The sequence below is a fragment of the Mesorhizobium sp. M0571 genome (assembly GCF_040320985.1).
Lineage (GTDB): Bacteria > Pseudomonadota > Alphaproteobacteria > Rhizobiales > Rhizobiaceae > Mesorhizobium.
The window spans coordinates 1-19,139 of sequence record NZ_JAMYQT010000010.1; the positions used below are offsets into that span (position 1 = coordinate 1).

The 19,139-nt window shown below is 62.7% G+C and carries 16 protein-coding genes; 10 read left to right on the forward strand and 6 right to left on the reverse strand.

Annotated elements, in window-relative coordinates:
* Window positions 1-470: 470 nt before the first annotated feature.
* The gene (locus tag NKI85_RS13920; protein WP_202355137.1) at window positions 471-737 is read right to left on the reverse strand and encodes an SEL1-like repeat protein; all 267 of its coding nucleotides are present in this window, start codon (window positions 735-737) and stop codon (window positions 471-473) included.
* 459 nt (window positions 738-1,196) lie between these two features.
* Between NKI85_RS13920 and NKI85_RS13925 the strand changes: the two genes are divergently transcribed.
* From NKI85_RS13925 to NKI85_RS13945, 5 genes are all read left to right on the forward strand, one after another.
* Window positions 1,197-1,541, forward strand: a complete 345-nt coding sequence (locus NKI85_RS13925; protein ID WP_352530473.1) for a DUF2147 domain-containing protein — start codon at window positions 1,197-1,199, stop codon at window positions 1,539-1,541.
* Window positions 1,542-1,753: 212 nt separating this feature from the next.
* A complete protein-coding gene (locus NKI85_RS13930) occupies window positions 1,754-1,906 on the forward strand; it encodes a hypothetical protein (protein WP_352530475.1) in 153 nt (50 codons plus the stop codon).
* A gap of 31 nt (window positions 1,907-1,937) precedes the next feature.
* The gene (locus tag NKI85_RS13935) at window positions 1,938-2,132 is read left to right on the forward strand and encodes a hypothetical protein (protein ID WP_352530477.1); all 195 of its coding nucleotides are present in this window, start codon (window positions 1,938-1,940) and stop codon (window positions 2,130-2,132) included.
* A gap of 84 nt (window positions 2,133-2,216) precedes the next feature.
* The gene (locus NKI85_RS13940) at window positions 2,217-3,719 is read left to right on the forward strand and encodes an AMP nucleosidase (protein ID WP_352530479.1); all 1,503 of its coding nucleotides are present in this window, start codon (window positions 2,217-2,219) and stop codon (window positions 3,717-3,719) included.
* Window positions 3,720-3,797: 78 nt separating this feature from the next.
* Entirely contained in the window at window positions 3,798-4,835 is a 1,038-nt protein-coding gene (locus tag NKI85_RS13945; protein WP_352530481.1) for an endonuclease/exonuclease/phosphatase family protein, read from the forward strand.
* Between the two features lie 30 nt (window positions 4,836-4,865).
* On the opposite strand, the gene NKI85_RS13950 is transcribed toward NKI85_RS13945, so the two are convergent.
* Window positions 4,866-5,462: a DUF922 domain-containing protein gene (locus NKI85_RS13950; RefSeq protein ID WP_352530483.1), complete on the reverse strand. Its 597-nt coding sequence runs from the start codon at window positions 5,460-5,462 to the stop codon at window positions 4,866-4,868.
* 109 nt (window positions 5,463-5,571) lie between these two features.
* Window positions 5,572-7,251 carry an electron transfer flavoprotein-ubiquinone oxidoreductase gene (locus NKI85_RS13955; protein WP_352530485.1) on the reverse strand — a complete coding sequence of 560 codons (1,680 nt, stop codon included), beginning with the start codon at window positions 7,249-7,251 and terminating at the stop codon, window positions 5,572-5,574.
* Between the two features lie 238 nt (window positions 7,252-7,489).
* Here NKI85_RS13955 and NKI85_RS13960 point away from each other — a divergent pair, with 238 nt between their 5' ends.
* From NKI85_RS13960 to NKI85_RS13970, 3 genes are all read left to right on the forward strand, one after another.
* Window positions 7,490-8,134, forward strand: coding sequence for a hypothetical protein (locus tag NKI85_RS13960; protein ID WP_352530487.1), 645 nt, complete (start codon window positions 7,490-7,492; stop codon window positions 8,132-8,134).
* Between the two features lie 37 nt (window positions 8,135-8,171).
* Window positions 8,172-9,053 carry a uracil-DNA glycosylase gene (locus NKI85_RS13965; RefSeq protein ID WP_352530489.1) on the forward strand — a complete coding sequence of 294 codons (882 nt, stop codon included), beginning with the start codon at window positions 8,172-8,174 and terminating at the stop codon, window positions 9,051-9,053.
* Window positions 9,054-9,157: 104 nt separating this feature from the next.
* The gene (locus NKI85_RS13970) at window positions 9,158-9,976 is read left to right on the forward strand and encodes a helix-turn-helix domain-containing protein (protein WP_352530491.1); all 819 of its coding nucleotides are present in this window, start codon (window positions 9,158-9,160) and stop codon (window positions 9,974-9,976) included.
* Here the strand turns inward: NKI85_RS13970 and NKI85_RS13975 are convergent, their stop codons facing one another.
* Together NKI85_RS13975 and NKI85_RS13980 are read right to left on the reverse strand one after the other, a co-directional pair.
* The gene (locus NKI85_RS13975) at window positions 9,977-10,954 is read right to left on the reverse strand and encodes a DMT family transporter (RefSeq protein ID WP_502896001.1); all 978 of its coding nucleotides are present in this window, start codon (window positions 10,952-10,954) and stop codon (window positions 9,977-9,979) included.
* Entirely contained in the window at window positions 10,951-13,257 is a 2,307-nt protein-coding gene (locus NKI85_RS13980; RefSeq protein WP_352530493.1) for a xanthine dehydrogenase family protein molybdopterin-binding subunit, read from the reverse strand. Before NKI85_RS13980 ends, NKI85_RS13975 begins: the two co-directional genes overlap by 4 nt.
* A gap of 154 nt (window positions 13,258-13,411) precedes the next feature.
* Between NKI85_RS13980 and pepN the strand changes: the two genes are divergently transcribed.
* Entirely contained in the window at window positions 13,412-16,057 is a 2,646-nt protein-coding gene (gene pepN / locus NKI85_RS13985; RefSeq protein WP_352530495.1) for an aminopeptidase N, read from the forward strand.
* A gap of 181 nt (window positions 16,058-16,238) precedes the next feature.
* Entirely contained in the window at window positions 16,239-18,563 is a 2,325-nt protein-coding gene (locus tag NKI85_RS13990; protein ID WP_352530497.1) for a PAS domain-containing sensor histidine kinase, read from the forward strand.
* A 50-nt stretch (window positions 18,564-18,613) separates the two neighbouring features.
* Here NKI85_RS13990 and NKI85_RS13995 read toward each other — a convergent pair whose 3' ends face one another.
* Entirely contained in the window at window positions 18,614-19,093 is a 480-nt protein-coding gene (locus NKI85_RS13995) for an EF-hand domain-containing protein (protein WP_352530499.1), read from the reverse strand.
* Window positions 19,094-19,139 lie beyond the last annotated feature (46 nt).

Here is a 19,139-nt window from a genome sequence, read left to right on the forward strand (position 1 = left end):
CCCCCACTTATATAAAATTTATCTTTTGGGGGGCTTGTTTTTTTTTTTTAAACCCACCTTAAAAAAATTTTTTTTTTTTTTTTTTTAAAAAATTCCCCCCACGCGGGGGGGGCGCGCCGGCCCCCGCCTTTCCAGAGTGGCGGGAGAATTTCATCCTTCACCGGAGCTGTCTAGACGCATCGTCGGCACTCGATTGGGCCTGCAACACGCAAAGACAAAGCCGCGCCAGCCTTGTTCCGGCCGGTCGCGGCTTTTGCCATCGAGCTTCCCAACGCATCAGCGCCGGGACCCGCTCGCCTTCCCTGTCTTTTGCACGGCTCGGCCTGGTCAGCCTGCCACGTTCTTGGTCTTGACTTGGTCCAGCCGTCTTGCGCGGCCTTGATTTTTTCGGGCCCGGCCGTCTGCGCGGCCTTGACCCGAAGCGTCCCTGTCGTGAACTCAGTACCCCCTTGAAGTCGATGCTGGCGAATTCAGTGCATCGTCATCCATTCGCGGGCTTCGCGCAGCGCCTTGGCGATCTCGACCTTCGACATGGCGGCCGACAATTCAGAGCGCAGTTCCGCGGCGCGGGCCGAACCCTTGATCGCGGCGATGTTGAACCATTTGTGGGCGGCGACGACATCGGTCTCGCAATCGCGGCCGGTCGCATACATCATGCCCAACTCGAAAAGAATATCGGCCTGGGCAGTTGTCCCCATGGCGCCGAAGCCGGCTTCAAGCATTTCAAAACGTGCCATTTCAATCCCCTGTTCTGGCTCCCGAGAGCTGTCTCCGTCTGTCCCTCGGTGTCCTTGGTTACCTTCGGGGGCGGCCGCTCTTTCGATGCTTTCGAGAATGCAGCGGAGGGTTGAATCCGTCGTTAAATGGCGTGCTTAATTTGAGGAAAACAAAGCTAAAACAAGAGGTAAACGCGAAAATTCGTTAAGGATACAAAGCCAGCAATCGCGCCGGTTTGCACAAAATTTGAAGAAAACTTGCGGGGAGCGGATCAAGACTCCGCTAACCACGGAAAACAAAGACAGTGTGCGGCCCGTTTCACTTTTCGCCGGCACGGCCGTTCGGGAGCGCGTAAAAACCCGCAAACCCTTCCGTCGCGGCACCGCTTTTGTTTTGCCGGGAGCTGGACTAGCTTACGTTTGCGTAAGGGGCAGACAGCGGGACGGAGCCCGATTGGACTTGCCTGAGGGAGGAGAGACGTGTTTCGAAAAGTGAGCCTGGCCCTCGCGGCCGCAATAATGATGACCGGCGCGGCATGGGCCGATCCGATCGAAGGCAATTGGAAAACGCAAGCCGGATCGACTGCCGCCATCTCGGGCGGTGACGGGGCGTTTTCCATTACGCTCAAATCCGGCAAATTTGCCGGCAAGCACATCGGTTCGCTGAAGGTGGCCGACGATAACAAATATGCCGGCACCATAACCGACCCGGAAACCGACAAGACCTATGCGGGCAAGGCTTCGCTTTCCGGCAGTTCGCTCAAGATGAGCGGCTGCGTGCTCGGCGGACTGATCTGCAAAAGCCAGACCTGGCACAAGCTCTGATCGTGCCCTTCCTGCCGGGGTGAACGGGGCCAGTCGGCCCCGTTTTTCATGTCATCGCCGGTCTCGCGGCCACGGCGCCGCCTTAAGTCGCGGCACTCAAGGCGGCCCGCTCACAGATCATCAACCATTTTGAACCCCAGATGAACGCCGCCATCAGAGCCGGTTCAGCCGGGGCAAGGCATTGTCACGCGTGTTGAAGGAGACACCGCGCAATGCTTGCCCGCCGCTTCACCATCGTCTGCCTGCTGATGAGCCTGTTTGGCATGTTGTTCGCCGTCCTTGTCGCCGAAGCCGGCCGTCCGCCCCGCGCCTGGGACGTCGCCATTTCCTGCCGGCTCAGTTGCCCGAACCAGCTTCGCCACTGAACCCGACAGCGACATTTAGAAAGCCAACGCAATGACCCGCCTCGCCGCCAATGCCCTCAAGACCCTACGGCTTCTGCCGCGGACGGCGCTCATCCTGATGCTTCTGGCGGCCCCGGTCCTGGCCGTGCCGACACTGCGCGCCGATGCCGGTTCGACGATCGAGGCGCCGGCGCTGAGGAAGTCCGGCGTCGGCTTTGTGCTGCTGGTCAGCTTGCGGCGCGGCTAGGCCGCTGGAAAGAAAAACGCCGACAGTGCGTTCTGAGACCGCCTTACCCCTCCCAACGGCGCACCCAACTCTCTATATTGGGTCATGGAAAAGCGAATCTATCCCCAAGCGATTGAATCGATCGTCACGCCGGAGCCGTTTGGCCGACAGAGCTTCGACGATGCCAAGAAGGCTGTCGCGGCCCTGCAGGCGCTTTACGACCGCAATACCAAGTTCCTGCGCGGTTCATTTGCCGCGCTCGCCGCGGGCGGTGACAACAACAAGCGCTACCGGGCCTTCTATCCGGAGATCGGTGTCACCACGAGTTCGTTCACCCAGATCGACTCGAGGCAGGCCTATGGCCACATGCCGACGCCGGGGCATTTCTCGACCACCGTCACCCAGCCTGCCCTTTTCGAAAGCTATCTCACCGAACAGCTTCGGCTGATCATGCGCAACCACGGCGTTCCGGTTACGGTTTCGGAATCGACCACTCCCATCCCGCTGCATTTCGCCTTTCTCGAAGGCACGCATGTCGACGGCGCCGCTGCGGAGCGCATCAAACGGCCGATCCGTGACCTGTTCGACGTGCCGGACCTCGACGGCACAGACGACCAGATCGCCAACGGCACGTTCGAAGTGGCGTTAGGCGAGGCAAGACCGCTGGCGCCGTTCACTGCACAACGCATCGATTATTCGCTGCATCGGATGTCGCACTATACGGCGACCAGTCCCCAGCATTTCCAGAACTTCGTGCTGTTCACCAACTACCAGTTCTACATCGACGAATTCGTCGCCCGTGCACGCGAATTGATGGCCAATGGCGGTGACGGATATGTCGAGTTCGTCGAGCCGGGCAATATCGTGACCAAAGTCGGGGACAGCGCGCCCGGAGAGGGTGCTGCGCCGCCTCGCCTGCCGCAGATGCCGGCCTATCATCTGAAGAAGCCGAACCATGGCGGCATCACCATGGTCAATATCGGCGTCGGCCCTTCCAACGCCAAGACGATCACTGACCATATCGCGGTGCTTCGGCCGCATGCCTGGGTGATGCTCGGCCATTGCGCCGGTCTGCGCAACACGCAGGCGCTGGGGGACTATGTGCTGGCGCATGCCTATGTACGGGAAGACCATGTCCTCGACGACGATCTTCCGGTCTGGGTGCCGATCCCGCCGCTGGCTGAAATCCAGGTGGCGCTGCAGGAAGCGGTCGCCGAGATCACCGGGCTTTCCGGCTACGACCTCAAGCGCATCATGCGCACCGGCACCGTCGCCACCATCGACAACCGCAACTGGGAACTGCGCGACCAGCGCGGGCCGGTGCAGCGACTGTCGCAGTCGCGGGCGATCGCGCTCGACATGGAATCGGCGACGATCGCGGCCAATGGCTTCCGCTTCCGGGTGCCCTATGGCACCCTGCTTTGCGTTTCCGACAAGCCCCTGCATGGCGAACTGAAGCTGCCGGGCATGGCGACCGAGTTCTACAAGCGGCAAGTGGCGCAGCATCTGACCATCGGCATCAGGGCGATGGAGAAGCTGGCCGAAATGCCGATGGAGCGGCTGCATTCGCGCAAGCTCAGGAGCTTTTCGGAAACTGCCTTCCAGTAGGTGCCGATCGCATGTGTCGGTCCAGGCAGGACATTTCGTCATCTTGATTGAGACGCATTTCTGCCGATACACAAAGCGATGGCACGTGTTCGAGACATGACGGTTGCGCTGGCATTCATCGCAATGCTTGCGCTCTCGGCCGCGCTGGTGGCCGGGTTCTTCGGATCGCTGCATCCGGCCTTCGATTCCTTTGCTCATTTCCGCGTTCATTTTTCCGTGCTGATGGCGCTTTGCGCGCTGCCGCTGCTCGCCAGCTCGTTTCGCCTGCAGGCCGCCGCCGCATTGCTGTTTGCGGTGGCCGCCTTTGCCACCACGTCGAGTGCCTTGCCGCTTTCGCGGCTATGGCAAGTGCAGGCGGCCTACGAAGCCAGGCCCGGTGGCGAGGCGGTCTACCGCCTGCTGCAGATGAACCTCAGGTTCAACAATCCAACGCCTGAGAAGGTGCTGTCGCTGATCGGCCGGACCCAGCCTGATGTGATCACCCTCGATGAAGTGTCCGAGATGTGGAAGGCAAAGCTTGGGCTGCTGTCCGGCGCCTATCCCTACCGGATCCTCTGCCCGTATCCCAACGGCGTGTTCGGAGTTGCGCTGCTGTCCAGACGACCGTTTGCCATAGGCACGGAGCCGCACTGCGACAGCCGCGGCGCGATGGCGATCGCCACGGTCGATTTCGGCGGAACCGACGTCGATGTCGCCGCCATCCACCTCACCTGGCCATGGCCCCACAACCAATCACGGCAGATTGGCGGATTGTCGGACGAAATCGCCTCGCTTGGCGAGACGTCGATCCTGGCGGGCGATTGCAACGCAGCGCCGTGGAGCGCCGCCGTCCGGCGCGTCGCATCGCTCGGCAAGCTCACCGTAATGCCGTCGGTTGGGCCAACCTGGCTCCACAGAAGGCTGCCGGATTTCCTGCGCTTCGCCGGACTGCCGATCGACCAGGTTTTCAGCAAGGGTGCAATTGTCATCCGTTCGGCGTCGACGCTTGAGGACACCGGCTCAGACCATCTGCCGGTGCTGGTGGAATTCTCGCTGCGCTCCGGTGGACAAAAGCCGCTCGACGAGCACCAGACGGCGACCGCGCTTGCCGGGCAGCCTGGCGGGACGCAAAGCTGAAAATCCGCAGTCCAATCTCGACCTGGCTTATTACTGGCCTACAAAAGCGCGGATGAGGTGCTCGACAGGGCCGCCGTCGCGATGCTCGCGTATATCGAAGGCGTTCTGCTTCGCCTCGTATTCGGCATAGATGGCATTGATCCGGCGCTTCGCCTCGCGACGTGCCTCGAAACAGTGCGGGTCATCACCGACTGTCAGCCCCCGAACCGACTTTTCGCTGGCCCGCATCATCTGTCTGGCGATGCGGCCATGGGTCTCTTCATGGGCGCGGACGCCAGCGAAGAACCGCCTCCAGCGCTTCTGCAGCGCAGGCGACGTGGCTGAGACTAGTTGGGGATAGGTATAGAAGAGATTGAGCGTCCCGTTGGCCTGGCGCAGGCGGCAGACGCCGTTTTCCCGGCGGGCGTCGAAGGTCCAATCATCGACGCTGTAGCCGGTCTGCGCGATGGCGTGGGTCATGAAGCCATGCTTCGGCCCCTGGCGATTCATGGCCTCGATCAGGGCCGCGCCGGTGGTTCCGGCAATGTTGTAAGTCCGTGTCTTAACCAGCACCTTAGTGCCGGCCAAAGTAGCAGGGGCGCACAACGCCCCGATCGCCAAAAGGCTCGTCAGAACTGCCAGGCGCATTGTCCTTCCTCCCAATCGCCACAGAAAGGAAACACAGGCAGGCGGCTTATTCAACAGTCCTACGGTTGCGCTGCCCCTGATATTGTTTGGTCCGGGCACATCTTGCGACTCACATATTCTGGTAGACTGGACCCTCGCCGCCCTGCGGTGGCACCCAATCTATGTTCTGGTTCGGGTCCTTGATGTCGCAAGTCTTGCAGTGCACGCAGTTCTGCGCGTTGATGACGAAGCGCACATCCTTGGCCTGGGGATCGGCGGCGGCATTGCCGTCCTTGTCGACCCATTCGTAGACGCTGGCCGGGCAGTAACGCGTCGAAGGCCCGGCATAGACGTCATGCTCGGAGCGCTTCTGCAGGTCCATGTCGGCGACGAGCAGATGCACCGGCTCATTTTCTTCATGGTTGGTGTTGGACAGGAACACCGACGATAGCCGGTCGAAGGTCAGCACCCCGTCCGGCTTCGGATAGGCGATCTTCTGGTGCGCGGCGGCCGGTTCCAGTGTGGCGTAGTCGGCCTTGCCGTGCTTCATCGTGCCGAAGGGCGAGAAGCCGAGCAGCGTATTCAGCCACATGTCGAGGCCGCCAATGCCGACGCCGACAATGGTGCCGAAGCGCGACCATAGCGGCTTGACGTTGCGCACCTTCTTCAGGTCCTTGCCGATGTCGGTGGTGCGCCAGGCTGTCTCGTAGGAGGCCAGCTCGTCATTGGTGCGGCCGGCAGCTATCGCATCACAGACATGCTCGGCCGCCAGCATTCCGGAGAGCACGGCATTGTGCGAGCCCTTGATGCGCGGCACGTTGACGAAGCCGGCCGCGCAGCCCATCAGCGCACCGCCGGGGAAGGACAGTTTCGGCACCGACTGCCAGCCGCCTTCGGTAATGGCGCGGGCACCATAGCCCAGCCGCTTGCCGCCCTCGAAGGTGCCTCTGATCGCCGGATGCGTCTTGAAGCGCTGGAACTCGTCGAACGGCGACAGCCAGGGATTCTTGTAGTTCAGGTGAACGACGAAGCCGACTGCCACCTGGTTGTCCTCGAGATGGTAGAGGAAGGAGCCGCCGCCGGTCTTCATATCGAGCGGCCAGCCGAAGGAATGCTGGACAAGGCCCGGCCGGTGGTTTTCCGGTTTGACCTGCCATAGTTCCTTGAGGCCGATGCCGTATTTGCCGGGCTCGCGGCCGTCGGAAAGCTTGTATCTGGCGATCAGCTGCTTGGCCAGCGAGCCGCGCGCGCCCTCGCCGATCAGCACATATTTGCCCATCAGCGCCATGCCCGGCGCAAAGGACGGGCCGTGCGTGCCGTCCTTCTCGACGCCCATATCGCCGGTGACGACGCCGGTGACCGCACCGGCCTCGTTGTAGAGCAGGCCGACCGCGGCAAAGCCCGGATAGATCTCGACACCAAGCGCCTCGGCCTTGGTCGCCAGCCAGCGGCAGGCATTGCCGAGCGAAACGATGTAGTTGCCGTGATTGTTCATCAGCGGCGGCATCAATATGTTAGGCAGGCGGAACGACCCGGCGGAGCCGAGCACCAGGAAATGGTCGGCCGTCACCGGCGTCTTGAAGGGATGCCCCTCCTCCTCGCGCCAGCCCGGCAGCAGGCGGTCGATGCCGATCGGGTCGACGACGGCGCCGGACAGGATATGGGCGCCGACCTCGCCGCCCTTTTCCAGGACGACGACGGAAAGCTCGGGATTGACCTGCTTGAGACGGATCGCCGCGGCAAGCCCGGCCGGGCCGGCGCCGACGATGACCACGTCGAATTCCATGCTCTCGCGTTCGATATCGCTCATCGACCCCTCACTGGCTCGCTATTCCGGCATCTTGCTGGCTCACGCGCTGCATAGCGCATCAAATAGCGACGGGAAACCGGCGCGGACGTGACAATACCGATTTCGTCAAAAAGTCGCGTCCTGCCGCACAGATTCGCGCGGGAGAGCGTCAATCTTCAATCCTATTCCGTTTGCAGAGATATGTCGCACTGACGTTTTTAATTGTTCGACGGCTTGCTTATCGGCCATACTTCCCGCCATGCGCATATTCGGGCCGGCTGGCTTTTCATTGACGCGCTTTTTTTCCACGCCCGGCCGGATTTGCCGTGCGGCCCTTTTGGCGCTGCTGCCGCTGGCGGCCTTCGATGCCTGCGCCGACCCACAACTGGTCTGGGCGACCGGCGCCTATTCCTTTTCCGACGAGCGCGGCGGCTTCCGCATCACCGGGGCTTCGGGCATCGGCACGAAGGAGGATCCGCTAGTCATCACCGAAGAGCTGAATTCAGCGACGCCGGTAACGCTGGCCATCCGCACGACAAAGCCGATCCAGCCGTTCGGCAAAGCGGGGGACTTCGCCAATGGCCTGATGTATATGCGCATCGACGTGCTCAACAATAGCGGCCAGGCCTGGGTCGAGTTCCAGTTCGAGCTCCAGGAGATCTTCGACCAGCCGAGCGTGTTCGGCGACGGCCTGTCGTTCGATCAGCGCAACAAAACGCCCGAAAATATCTGGTCGAGCAGCTTCGCCGATTTCGACCGCAATTTCGAACCCTATGACCGCCTGCTGTTCAAGAACGGCAAGATCGACCCGCTGAAGACCGCGAGTTTCTATTTCCTGATCACCGACTACACGCCGCGCTGGACGTTCTATCTGGTGCAGGACCCGCGCATACCGTCGAGCTGAACTTGCAAAATTAAGCTCCGCGGCCGAATGTGAAACCATGACTGCCGCCCCCCAAAACAACCGAGCCGATCTCGCCGAGCTGCTGGCCTTCTACGCCAGCGCCGGCGTCGATGAGGCGCTTGAAGAAGAGCCGGTGAACAGGTTTGCCGAGGCCAAGCCGCCGGAGCGGGTGCCTGCGGCGGCCGCCATGCCGGCGGGTGAAAATGCGGCGCCGCAACGCTCGACGAGCGTGTCGCGCGCCGAAATGGGCGAGAGACCCAATACGGCACCGGCAGTGCGAACGCCCCCGGCCACCGCAACGGTGCCCGACGAGGCGCAGGCGGCATTGGCGCGGCAACTGGCGAGGTCGGCGGCAAACCTCGACGAGCTTCGCCAGCACATGGCGGCATTCGACGGCTGTAACCTCAAATTCACCGCCAAGAACATGGTGTTCGCCGACGGCAATCCGACTGCCGAGGTGATGCTGGTCGGCGAAGCGCCGGGCCGCGACGAGGATATGGAGGGTCTGCCCTTCGTCGGCCGTTCGGGCCGGCTGCTCGACCGCATGCTGGCCGCGATCGGTCTTGATCGGACGTCTGTCTACATCGCCAATGTCATCCCTTGGCGGCCGCCGGGCAACCGCACGCCGACGCCGCACGAGACCGAGATCTGCCGGCCGTTCATCGAGCGGCAGATCGAGCTGGTCAATCCCAAGGTGCTGGTCAATCTCGGCGGCCCGTCGGCAAAGACCTTGCTCAACACCTCCGAAGGCATATTGCGGCTGCGCGGCAATTGGCGCGTCCACACGACCGCCTCCGGCACTGCCATTCCCGCCATGCCGACCCTGCATCCGGCCTATTTGTTGAGAACGCCGGCGCACAAAAAGCTGGCGTGGCGGGATTTCCTCGAAGTGAAGGCGAAGTTGCGGGCGCTTGGGTAAGTTTGCGGAGCGCGTCTTCCCTTCTCCCCTTGTGAGGAAGGAAGGCCGCATCATAACTTCGGAGGTAATTGAAATGCGCCCATTGCCGGCCTAGTCCTCTCGTCATGACAACATCCCAGATTTCCGCCGGCAGTCTCATTCGCGAATGGCGTACACGCCGGCGCATGAGCCAGCTCGACCTCGCCATGGAGGCCGAGATCTCGCAGCGGCATCTGAGTTTCGTGGAAAGCGGCCGCGCTGCACCCTCGCGCGACATGGTGCTGCATCTGGCCGAGCAGCTTTCGATCCCGCTCAGGCAGCGCAACCAGCTGCTGCTGGCCGCCGGCTTTGCCCCGAGCTTCAGCGAACGGCCGCTTGATGATGCCTCGATGGCGCCGGCGATGGCGGCGGTCGAGACCGTGCTCAAGGCGCACGAGCCGTTCCCGGCGCTTGCCGTCGACCGGCATTGGAACCTGGTGTCGGCGAATGCCGCCATCGGCCCGTTCCTCGCCAATGTCACCGATGCCTCCCTGCTGACGCCGCCGGTCAACGTGTTGCGCCTCAGCCTGCATCCCGGCGGCATCGCGCCGCGCATCGTCAATCTTGCGGAATGGCGGGCACATCTTCTGGAGCGGCTGAAGCACCAGAACGACGCTACCGCGGATCCGGTGCTGGTCGAGCTCGAGCGCGAGCTTCGGGCCTATCCGTCCGGCCTCAAAGGCAGCCGGCCGGCGCCGGTCGAGCCGAACGCGATTGTTCATCCGCTCAAGCTTGCCCATGGCGACGCGGTGCTGTCGTTCATCAGCACCATCACCGTGTTCGGCACGCCGCTCGACGTGACGCTGGCGGAACTGGCGATCGAATCTTTTTTCCCCTCCGACGAGCAGACGCGGGCGGTGTTGGTGCGGCTGGCGAAAGAGCGGGCCGACGCGGCGAAGCCGTGATCACCCCTGCGGCGCGATCGCCTTGCGGGTGCGGGTGCGTTCGAGACCGAGCTGGCGCTCACGCCATATGATGAAAATGCCCGCTGCGACGACGATCAGGCCGCCGACAAGCATGTTGATCGTGGCGACGTCGCCAAAGACCAGATAGCCGACGACGACGCCGAGGATCATCGAGGTGTATTCGAAAGGTGCCACGACCGAAGCCTCGGCATGGCGATAGGCCGAGGTCATCAGGATCTGGCCGAGCCCGCCGCAAAAACCCGCGGCAATCAGAAGCCCCGCCTGCGCTGGCGTCAGCGCCTGCCAGCCGAATGGCAGCGAAAGCAGCGCCATCACGCTCGCCGTCACCGAAAACCACAGCACGATGGTCGCCGTCCGCTCGCTCTGGACGAGGTTGCGCACCAGGAGCATGGCGATGGCCGAGATCGCCGCAGCGATAAGGGCGGCGATGACACCGAGCACCTCCTGATCGCCAAGGGCAGCGCCCGAGCTCAGCAGCGTCAGCTCCGGCCACGAGATGATCAGCACACCGACCAGACCGACGGCAACCGCGCTCCAGCGATAGACGCGGATGGCTTCACCAAGGAAGATCGAACTGAACACCACGACCAGCAGCGGCTGCGCGTAGTTCAGCGTGATCGCCTCGGGCAGCGGCAGCCGCGTCAGCGCAAAGAAGCCAAGCCCCATGGCGCAAACCCCGACAACACCGCGCGCAATGTGATTGAGGGGGCGCTTTGTCGAAAAGGCGGTGCCGAGTTTTCCCTGGAAGGCGAGGAAGGCGATGATCGGAAAGATGGCAAAGAAGGAGCGGAAGAAGACGATCTGGCCCGCCGGCACGGTTCCTGCCGCCTTGATGCAGGACGACATGCCAACGAAGACCGCCACCGATACGATCTTGAGCACGATCCCGGTCAGCGTGCTGTGTTCGCCGGCGTGGTTGCCGGCTGCAAGCACTGGCAAATCCGGTCTGGCTGTCACGCTCCCGTTGCTTCCTGGATCGCCGCCCAAATGCGCGCCGGCGTTGCGGGCATGTCGATATGCCTGATGCCGTTGGCGCGGTAGAGCGCGTCTGTCACCGCATTGAGCGCGGCAGGCGTCGACCCGATCGTACCCGCCTCCCCCGCGCCCTTGATGCCCATCGCATTGGTGGTCGACGGCACGTTGCGGGTCTCGAAATGGAAGAACGGCACGTCGTCGGCGCGCGGCATGGCATAGTCCATGAAGCTCGCCGTCAGCAACTGCCCGTCTTCATCATAGACCGTGTTTTCGGTCAGTGCCTGGCCGATGCCCTGGACGACGCCGCCATGCACTTGGCCGGCAAGCAGGACCGGGTTCACGGTGACGCCGAAATCGTCGACGATGGTGTAGCGGACAATCTCGGTCGCACCGGTGTCGGGATCGATCTCGACCTCGCAGATGTGGGTGCCGTTGGGATAGGTGCACTCGTCCTGGATGAATTCACCAAAGCCCTTGAGATCGTCGGGGTTCTTGGCAGCCTTTGCAATGCCGGAGAAATCAATGCTGCGGTCGGTGCCGACGATGCGGGCAACGCCGTTCGACAGTTCGATGTCGCCGGCCGAGGCTTCCAGCTCATCCGCCGCGATGCGCTTGATCTTGTTGGCGAGGTCTTCGCCGGCACGCGATGCCGAAACGCCACCGAGCGGGATCGAGCGCGAGCCGCCGGTGCCGCCACCGTCCTTCAGCTCATCGGTATCGCCCTGGCGGACACGGATCTTGTCGATGTCGAGATCAAGCTTCTCCGAGAGAAACTGGGCGTAGGCGGTCGCATGCCCCTGCCCGTTGGTCTGGGTGCCGATCTTCAGCGTTACCGTGCCGTCGCCGTTGAGTTCGACAAAGGCCGGTTCCGATCCCGGAAAGGCGCAGGCTTCGATATAGGTCGCCATGCCGATGCCGCGGATCCTGCCGGCCGCCTTCGACTGCGCCAGTCGCCCAGGGAATGCCTGCCACCCAGCCTGTTCCATGGCGCGGTTCATATGGCCTTCGAACTCGCCGGTGTCGTAAAGCCGGCCGGTCTGCGTGCGGTAGGGAAACTGCTCAGGGCGGATGAAATTGCGCCGGCGAATCTCGTCGACAGGCAGGCCGAGATCGTGGGCGCAGGCGTCGACGAGCTTTTCCAGCAGGAACGCCGCTTCAGGCCTGCCGGCGCCGCGATAAGCATCGACCGGGCAGGTGTTGGTGTAGAGGCCGGTCACAGACACGTCGAGCGCCCTTATGTCGTAGACGCCGGTCGACATGGTGACGCCGATATAGGGGATATACGGGCCATATTGCGAGATATAGGCGCCCATGTTTGCGAGTAGATCGACTTTCATGCCGAGAAAGCGGCCGTTGCTGTCCATCGCCATCTCGGCGGTCACGACATTGTCGCGGCCTTGCGCGTCGGTGAGGAAATGCTCGGTGCGGTCGCCGGCCCATTTGACCGGACGGCCAAGCCGCCTGGCGGTCTCGAGCACCAGCGGATGCTCGCGATAGACGAAGCTCTTCGGGCCGAAGCCGCCGCCGACATCCGGCGTGATGACGCGCAGCTGGTCTTTCTTGATCTTGAACACACCGGCCAGGATGGACTGCATCGAATGCACGCCTTGCGAGCCCGTCGTCAGCACGAAGCGGTTCTCGTCCGCCTTCCACTCGCCGATCGCCGAGCGCGGCTCCATGTAGTTGCAGACCAGCCGGTTGTTGATGAACTCGATGTGGGTGACATGAGCGGCTTTGGCAAAGGCCGCCTCGGTCTTGCCCTTATCACCCATATGGTAACTGAAGGCGCGGTTGGAGCCGAGCTCCGGCCAGACCAGCGGCGTGCCTTCGGCAAGCGCCGTCGCAGTGCCCGAGGCAGCCTCCTCGGACTCGTAGTCGACCTCGATCAGCTCGGCGGCATCCTGTGCCAGCGCCCGGCTGTCGGCGACGACGAAGGCGACGGCATCACCGACATAATTCACCCGGTCGCGGCACAGCACCGGGATGTCGCGGGTCGGCGCCTTAGTGCCGTCAGGCTGTCTCTCCATGACACCGGACCTAAGATTGCGCAGATGGCTGAGATCGGCGCCAGTGAGCACGAGATGGACGCCGGGCGCTGTCTTCGCCGCCTCGGTCGAACCGATGGTGAACCTTGCCTTGGCCGTCGGCGAGCGCAAGACGTAGCCGTGCAGCAGGCCGGCGGGCTGGATGTCGTCCGTATAGCGGCCCAGGCCCTTGATGAAGGCCTGATCCTCGCGACGCAATACAGAGGCGCCCATCCCGAATTTCGGCGTGACGACGGTCATGGATGCCTCGCGATGATGCTTGGGAAATGATCGCCTGAAATAGACGTCGCTGCAGTTTTGTCGAGGGAGCGTTTCGTGTAAAGAGCGCAGACTTCAAATTATTTGGACCAGCGGACCCGTCCGCCGCTCCCGGATCGACAGGAAAAACCAGGGAATGCGCACCGATACCGGCCAGGTCTTCAAGCTCGAAGACTACCGCCCCAGCGACTATCTCATTCCGGAAATTAGCCTGACTTTCCGCCTTTCGCCTGAAGCAACGCACGTCACCGCCGTGCTGACGGTCGAACGCCGCGACGGGATTGCGGCCTCGGCGCCGCTGGTGCTGGATGGCGACGGGTTGACGCTCAGCCGCGTGACGATCGACGGCCAGGAACCGAGCCCGGCAGATTTTCTCGCCACGCCCGATCAACTGACGATCATCAGGCCGTCCGCGGCAAGCCGCTTCCAGCTAGTCATCGAAACTGTGCTGGCGCCGGCACTGAATGAAGCGCTGATGGGCCTCTATCGCTCCAGCAATGTCTATTGCACACAGTGCGAGGCCGAGGGCTTTCGCCGCATCACCTATTTCCTCGACCGCCCCGATATCCTGTCGGTCTATACGGTGCGCATCGAGGCTCAACGCCATGAAGCGCCGCTGCTTTTGTCCAACGGCAACCCCGCCGGCAGCGGCGAGCTTGCCGACGGCTGGCACTATGCGGTCTGGCACGACCCTTTCCCCAAGCCGTCCTATTTGTTTGCGCTGGTGGCGGGCGACCTTGGCAAGATCTCGGACAGCTTCGTCACCCTGTCCGGCCGCAGGGTGGAGCTCGGCATCTATGTCGAGCCGGGCAAGGAGAGACTCGCCGGCTACGCCATGGACGCCTTGAAGCGGTCGATGAAATGGGACGAGGAGGCGTTTGGCCGCGAATACGACCTCGATGTCTTCAACATCGTCGCCGTGTCCGACTTCAATATGGGCGCGATGGAGAACAAGGGTCTCAACATCTTCAACGACAAGTATGTGCTGGCCGACCAGGAAACCGCGACCGATGCCGATTTCGCCAATATAGAGGCCATCATCGCGCATGAGTATTTCCACAATTGGACAGGTAACAGAATCACTTGCCGTGACTGGTTCCAGCTTTGCCTGAAGGAAGGCCTGACCGTTTTCCGCGACCACGAATTCTCCGCCGATCAGCGCTCGCGCGCCGTCAAACGCATCGCCGAGGTGCGTACGCTGCGCGCCCATCAGTTTCCCGAGGACCAGGGGCCGCTGGCGCATCCGGTGCGGCCGCGCCGCTATCGCGAGATCAACAATTTCTACACGGCGACGGTCTACGAAAAGGGCTCAGAAGTCGTGCGCATGATCCACACCATCCTCGGCGCCGAGACGTTCCGCGCCGGCATGGACCTCTATTTCGAGCGTCACGACGGCGATGCGGCGACGATCGAGGATTTCGTCAAGGTGTTCGAGGATGTCTCGGGTCGCGACCTGTCGCAGTTTTCGCTGTGGTATCATCAGGCGGGCACGCCGAACCTGACCGTCAGTTCGGCGCACAATCCGGCAGCGCAGGAATTCACGCTCGAAATCGAGCAGTCGGTGCCGCCAACGCCGTCGGAAAGCCGCAAGCGGCTGATGCACATTCCGCTTGCCTTCGGCCTGGTCGGCGCCAGCGGCGAGGCAATAGCCTATAGCGGCGTCGAAGGGGCGAACGTCGAGGACGGCGTCATCCATATCCGCAAACGCCGCCACGTCGTGCGCTTTTCGGGAATTGCCAAACGTCCGGCCATGTCGCTCAACCGCGGCTTTTCGGCGCCGGTAACGCTTTCGGTCGAACAGCGGCCCGACGACCAGTTCTTCCTGGCCGGCCACGACAGCGACGCCTTCTCGCGCTGGCAGGCGTTCAATACGCTTTTGACCGATGCGCTGATTGCTGCCTTCCGTCAGATCCTGGACCACAGGCAACCCGAGTTCAGCGCCCGGCTGACCGAGCTTGCCGGCAAGATAGCCGGCGACGAAGCACTCGAACCCGCCTATCGGGCGCTGGCGCTGGCGCTGCCCGGCGAGGCCGATATCGCTCGCGACATCGGCAAGAACATCGACCCCGACGCCGTTTTCTCGGCGCGCGAGGCGTTGGCGGTTGCGATGGCCGAGACCAACGGCGAGATATTCTCCAAGCTTTACGATCGGCTTGCCGACAATGGTCCGTTCAGCCCGGACGCGGCCAGTGCCGGGCGGCGGGCGCTGCGCAACGTCCTGCTGGATTATCTCTCCTTGCTGCCGGGAGGTGCGGAGCTCGCCGCCCGGCACTTCCAATCGGCGACCAACATGACCGACCGGGCCGCGGCATTGACCGTGCTTGCGCACCGTCACCACGGCTCACCGGAGGCGACCAGGGCGCTGGTCGACTTCGAGGCGAAATATGCAACCGATGCGCTGGTCATGGACAAATGGTTCCAGATCCAGGCCAGCGTGCCCGGCCCGCAAACTGTCGACGCGGTGCGCGCCTTGACCGGACATCCGGCGTTCTCGATGGCCAACCCGAACCGGGTGCGCTCGCTCATCGGCACGTTTTCCAGCGCCAACCAGACCGGCTTCCATAGCGCCGACGGCGAGGGCTACCGGCTTTTCGTCGAAACGGTGCTGCAGGTCGAAAAACGCAACCCGCAGGTGGCCGCCAGGCTGGCGACGGCGCTCAGGTCGTGGCGCTCGCTCGAACCGGTGCGGCAAGCCAAGGCAAGGGAGGCGCTGCTTTCGATCGCCAATGCCGAGAAGCTGTCGGCCGATTTGCGAGACATCGTCGAGCGCACTCTCGCCTGATAACCCGCCGGCTCACCGCCACAATGCCGTCCCGCCCGAGAAACCCATTATTTTAGTCGATTTTTAATCTTTTTTGGCTGCGCCTCTGGACAAGGCGAATCACGTTTGATTCTTTACTGACGATTCGGAAGTGCGGCGTTGCCGGATCGTCAAGCAGATTGAAAATCGGGGAGTGCCATTTATGGCGAAGGCGGACGCGTGGGGCGCGCCCGGTGGGACGGCTTTTGAGCGGCGCGAGGCGCGAAGCGACGGTCTTGCCGGCAATACGCGGCTCATCGCCGAGCCTGCCTACCGACGGCTGCTGGCGGCCGAGCCGCTGCTGCGTCGTTCGATACCGGCCCTCATCATCATCTTTCTGTTGATCATCGCGGTACTGCGCTTCCTGTCGCTGATGAACGAGCGCGACGAGATAGAGCGCGACGCCAAGGCGATCCTTGCGCTGGCAGCGGGCCAACTGGCCAGCTCGATCGCCGCCGATGCGACCGTGGTATCTGCACCCGGCGCGATCCAGGACCTGCTGGAGAGCACCAGCCGTCAGGGCGCCATGGGCCGGAGCCACGTGCTGGCGATCACCGACAGCGCTTTCAGGATCATTGCCGTATCACCGCAATCGATGCACTGGGACGGGCGATCGCTCGATGGCGTCGTGCAGGGCGGGCAGCCTTTGTTTATGTTCGGCGATCGTGCCGGGGTGATGGAGGTCAGCATCGGCGGACAGGACTGGTATGCGGCCGTGAGCCTGGCGAATGGCCGAAAAGGTTCCGCAGCGGCCTTTGTGCCGCAGGAGGCAGTTTTTGACGCCTGGCGCAAGACGGTCTCGCTCAACGTCACGCTGTTCGTGCTGACGGCCGGCGTGCTGATCATCATCCTCTACGCTTATTTCGGCCAGGCGGCGCGCGCCCAGGCCGCCGACCGCATCTATCTCGAAGCCCACCAGCGCATCGATATGGCGCTGGTGCGCGGCCGTTGTGGCCTGTGGGACTGGGACATGGTGCGCGGCAAGATGTACTGGTCGCGCTCGATGTACGACATGCTGGGTTACGAACCCTGCGACACGATGCTGTCGTTCGGCGAAGTCGACGAAATCATCCATCCCGAGGACGGCGATTTGTTCGAACTCGCCAACAGGATCGTCGGCCGCGAGATCGACCACATCGACCAGGTGTTCAGGATGCGCCATGCCGACGGACAATGGGTCTGGATGCGCGCGAGAGCGCAGGTTATCGACCCGGAAGCGCCGGAGATCCAGCTGATCGGCATCGCCGTCGATGTTACCGAGCAGCGGCACCTGGCGCTGCGCTCCGAGGCAGCGGACCTGCGCCTGCGGACAGCCATCGAAAACATCAACGAATCCTTCGTGCTGTGGGATTCGTCCGAGCGCCTGATCATGTGCAATTCCAAATACCAGCAGGACAATGGCCTGTCGGATCGCGATGTGATGCCGGGGGCCCCGCGCGCCGTGCTCGAAGAACGCATGCTGGCCTTCGCATCGGAGCGGCGGCTTGCCAATACCAACGGACCGCAGGGAGGCGTGACCTTCGAGCGCCAGCTTGCCGACGGCCGCTGGCTGCAGGTGAACGAGTTGCGGACAAGGGACGGCGGCACCGTCTCCGTCGGCTCCGACATCACCCAGATCAAGCTGCACCAGGAGAAGCTGGTCGACAGCGAGCGCCGTTTGATGGCAACGATCCATGACCTCAGCCTTGCCCGTCGGGCGGAAGAGGAACGGGCCCGCGAACTCGTCGAGCTCAACCGCAAATACATGAAGGAAACCGAGCGGGCCGAAGCGGCGAACCGGGCCAAATCCGAATTCCTGGCCAACATGTCACACGAATTACGCACTCCGCTCAATGCGATCATCGGCTTTTCGGAACTGATGGAACGGAGGCTGTTCGGGCCGCTGGGTTCGCCGCGCTACGAAGAGTATGCCACCGACATCAACGGCAGCGGCAAATATCTTCTCGGCGTCATCAACGATATCCTCGACATGTCGAAGATCGAGGCCGGCCAGTTCTCGCTGGATCAGGAAGAAATCGATCTCTGTCCGCTGATCAGGGAGACGGTTCGCGTTGTCTCGCTGCAGGCAGCGGAAAAGTCGATCACCGTCGAAACCCGCATCGCCGATTCACTGACGCTGTTCGCCGACCGCAGGGCGATCAAGCAGATCCTCATCAACCTGTTGTCCAATGCGGTGAAGTTCACCGGGCAAGGCGGCCACATTGCGGTCAGAGCCCGCAGCATTTCCAGCGCGCTGATCCTGACGATCGAGGACAATGGCTGCGGCATCCCGAAGGAGGCGCTGAGCAAGCTCGGGCGGCCGTTCGAACAGGTGCAGAACCAGTTCTCCAAGAGCCATGCCGGTTCCGGCCTCGGTCTCGCCATCTCGCGTTCGCTGGCCGAGCTGCAGGGCGGCGCCTTGAAGATCCGCTCGACCGAAGGCGTCGGCACGATCGTCTCGGTGCGGATCCCGATTAAGAAAGCCCCACAGGCGGTCAAGGCCGCCTGAACGACAAGATAAGGCTCCGGCGGCTCACGCCGCCGGAGCGGTTGTCATTCTCACTGCATGCCGTCAGCGCCATCATTGCCCTCGCCGTCCCATTGACGGTGACGGCCGGGACCCTTCGGCAGTTCGTTCTTCTCGATCTTGCCGTTATTGTTGCGGTCGAGCATGGCGAAGACCTTCTTCTGGCGGCTTGTGATGTCGTCGGTCGTCAGCGTGCCGTCGCCCTTGGTGTCGTAGCGGGCGACGATGCGCTTGGCCATCTGCTCGAAGCGCCCCTTCTCCAGCGCGTCGGCGAGCTGTGCCACGGTCAGCTTGCCGCCATTGTCGGCGACCATCTTCTTCAGCCGCGCGTTCATGGCGTCGGAGAACTGGTCGAAGGTGATGGTGCCGTCATTGTCCTTCATGACCTTGTCGAGGCGCATCATCATGCCGTCGCGCGGCCCGGCGCCGGAAAGCTCGTCCGCGTAGGCCGCGGTCCCGACGGCGCCGGCCAGGGCCGCGAAAACGAGTGCAAGTCTGGTTGTCTTTCTCATGGTCTTCTCCTGTTGCATCGTCACCCCCGATGCTGTCCGAAACGAT

What these genes read in the sequence shown, in the direction of transcription:
- pepN (WP_352530495.1), top strand. Translation starts at nt 13,412, where the DNA reads ATGCGCACCGATACCGGCCAGGTCTTCAAGCTCGAAGACTACCGCCCC.
- NKI85_RS13945 (WP_352530481.1), top strand. Translation starts at nt 3,798, where the DNA reads ATGGCACGTGTTCGAGACATGACGGTTGCGCTGGCATTCATCGCAATG.
- NKI85_RS13935 (WP_352530477.1), top strand. Translation starts at nt 1,938, where the DNA reads ATGACCCGCCTCGCCGCCAATGCCCTCAAGACCCTACGGCTTCTGCCG.
- NKI85_RS13970 (WP_352530491.1), top strand. Translation starts at nt 9,158, where the DNA reads ATGACAACATCCCAGATTTCCGCCGGCAGTCTCATTCGCGAATGGCGT.
- NKI85_RS13920 (WP_202355137.1), bottom strand. Translation starts at nt 737, where the DNA reads ATGGCACGTTTTGAAATGCTTGAAGCCGGCTTCGGCGCCATGGGGACA.
- NKI85_RS13980 (WP_352530493.1), bottom strand. Translation starts at nt 13,257, where the DNA reads ATGACCGTCGTCACGCCGAAATTCGGGATGGGCGCCTCTGTATTGCGT.
- NKI85_RS13955 (WP_352530485.1), bottom strand. Translation starts at nt 7,251, where the DNA reads ATGAGCGATATCGAACGCGAGAGCATGGAATTCGACGTGGTCATCGTC.
- NKI85_RS13930 (WP_352530475.1), top strand. Translation starts at nt 1,754, where the DNA reads ATGCTTGCCCGCCGCTTCACCATCGTCTGCCTGCTGATGAGCCTGTTT.
- NKI85_RS13990 (WP_352530497.1), top strand. Translation starts at nt 16,239, where the DNA reads ATGGCGAAGGCGGACGCGTGGGGCGCGCCCGGTGGGACGGCTTTTGAG.
- NKI85_RS13940 (WP_352530479.1), top strand. Translation starts at nt 2,217, where the DNA reads ATGGAAAAGCGAATCTATCCCCAAGCGATTGAATCGATCGTCACGCCG.
- NKI85_RS13960 (WP_352530487.1), top strand. Translation starts at nt 7,490, where the DNA reads ATGCGCATATTCGGGCCGGCTGGCTTTTCATTGACGCGCTTTTTTTCC.
- NKI85_RS13950 (WP_352530483.1), bottom strand. Translation starts at nt 5,462, where the DNA reads ATGCGCCTGGCAGTTCTGACGAGCCTTTTGGCGATCGGGGCGTTGTGC.
- NKI85_RS13965 (WP_352530489.1), top strand. Translation starts at nt 8,172, where the DNA reads ATGACTGCCGCCCCCCAAAACAACCGAGCCGATCTCGCCGAGCTGCTG.
- NKI85_RS13995 (WP_352530499.1), bottom strand. Translation starts at nt 19,093, where the DNA reads ATGAGAAAGACAACCAGACTTGCACTCGTTTTCGCGGCCCTGGCCGGC.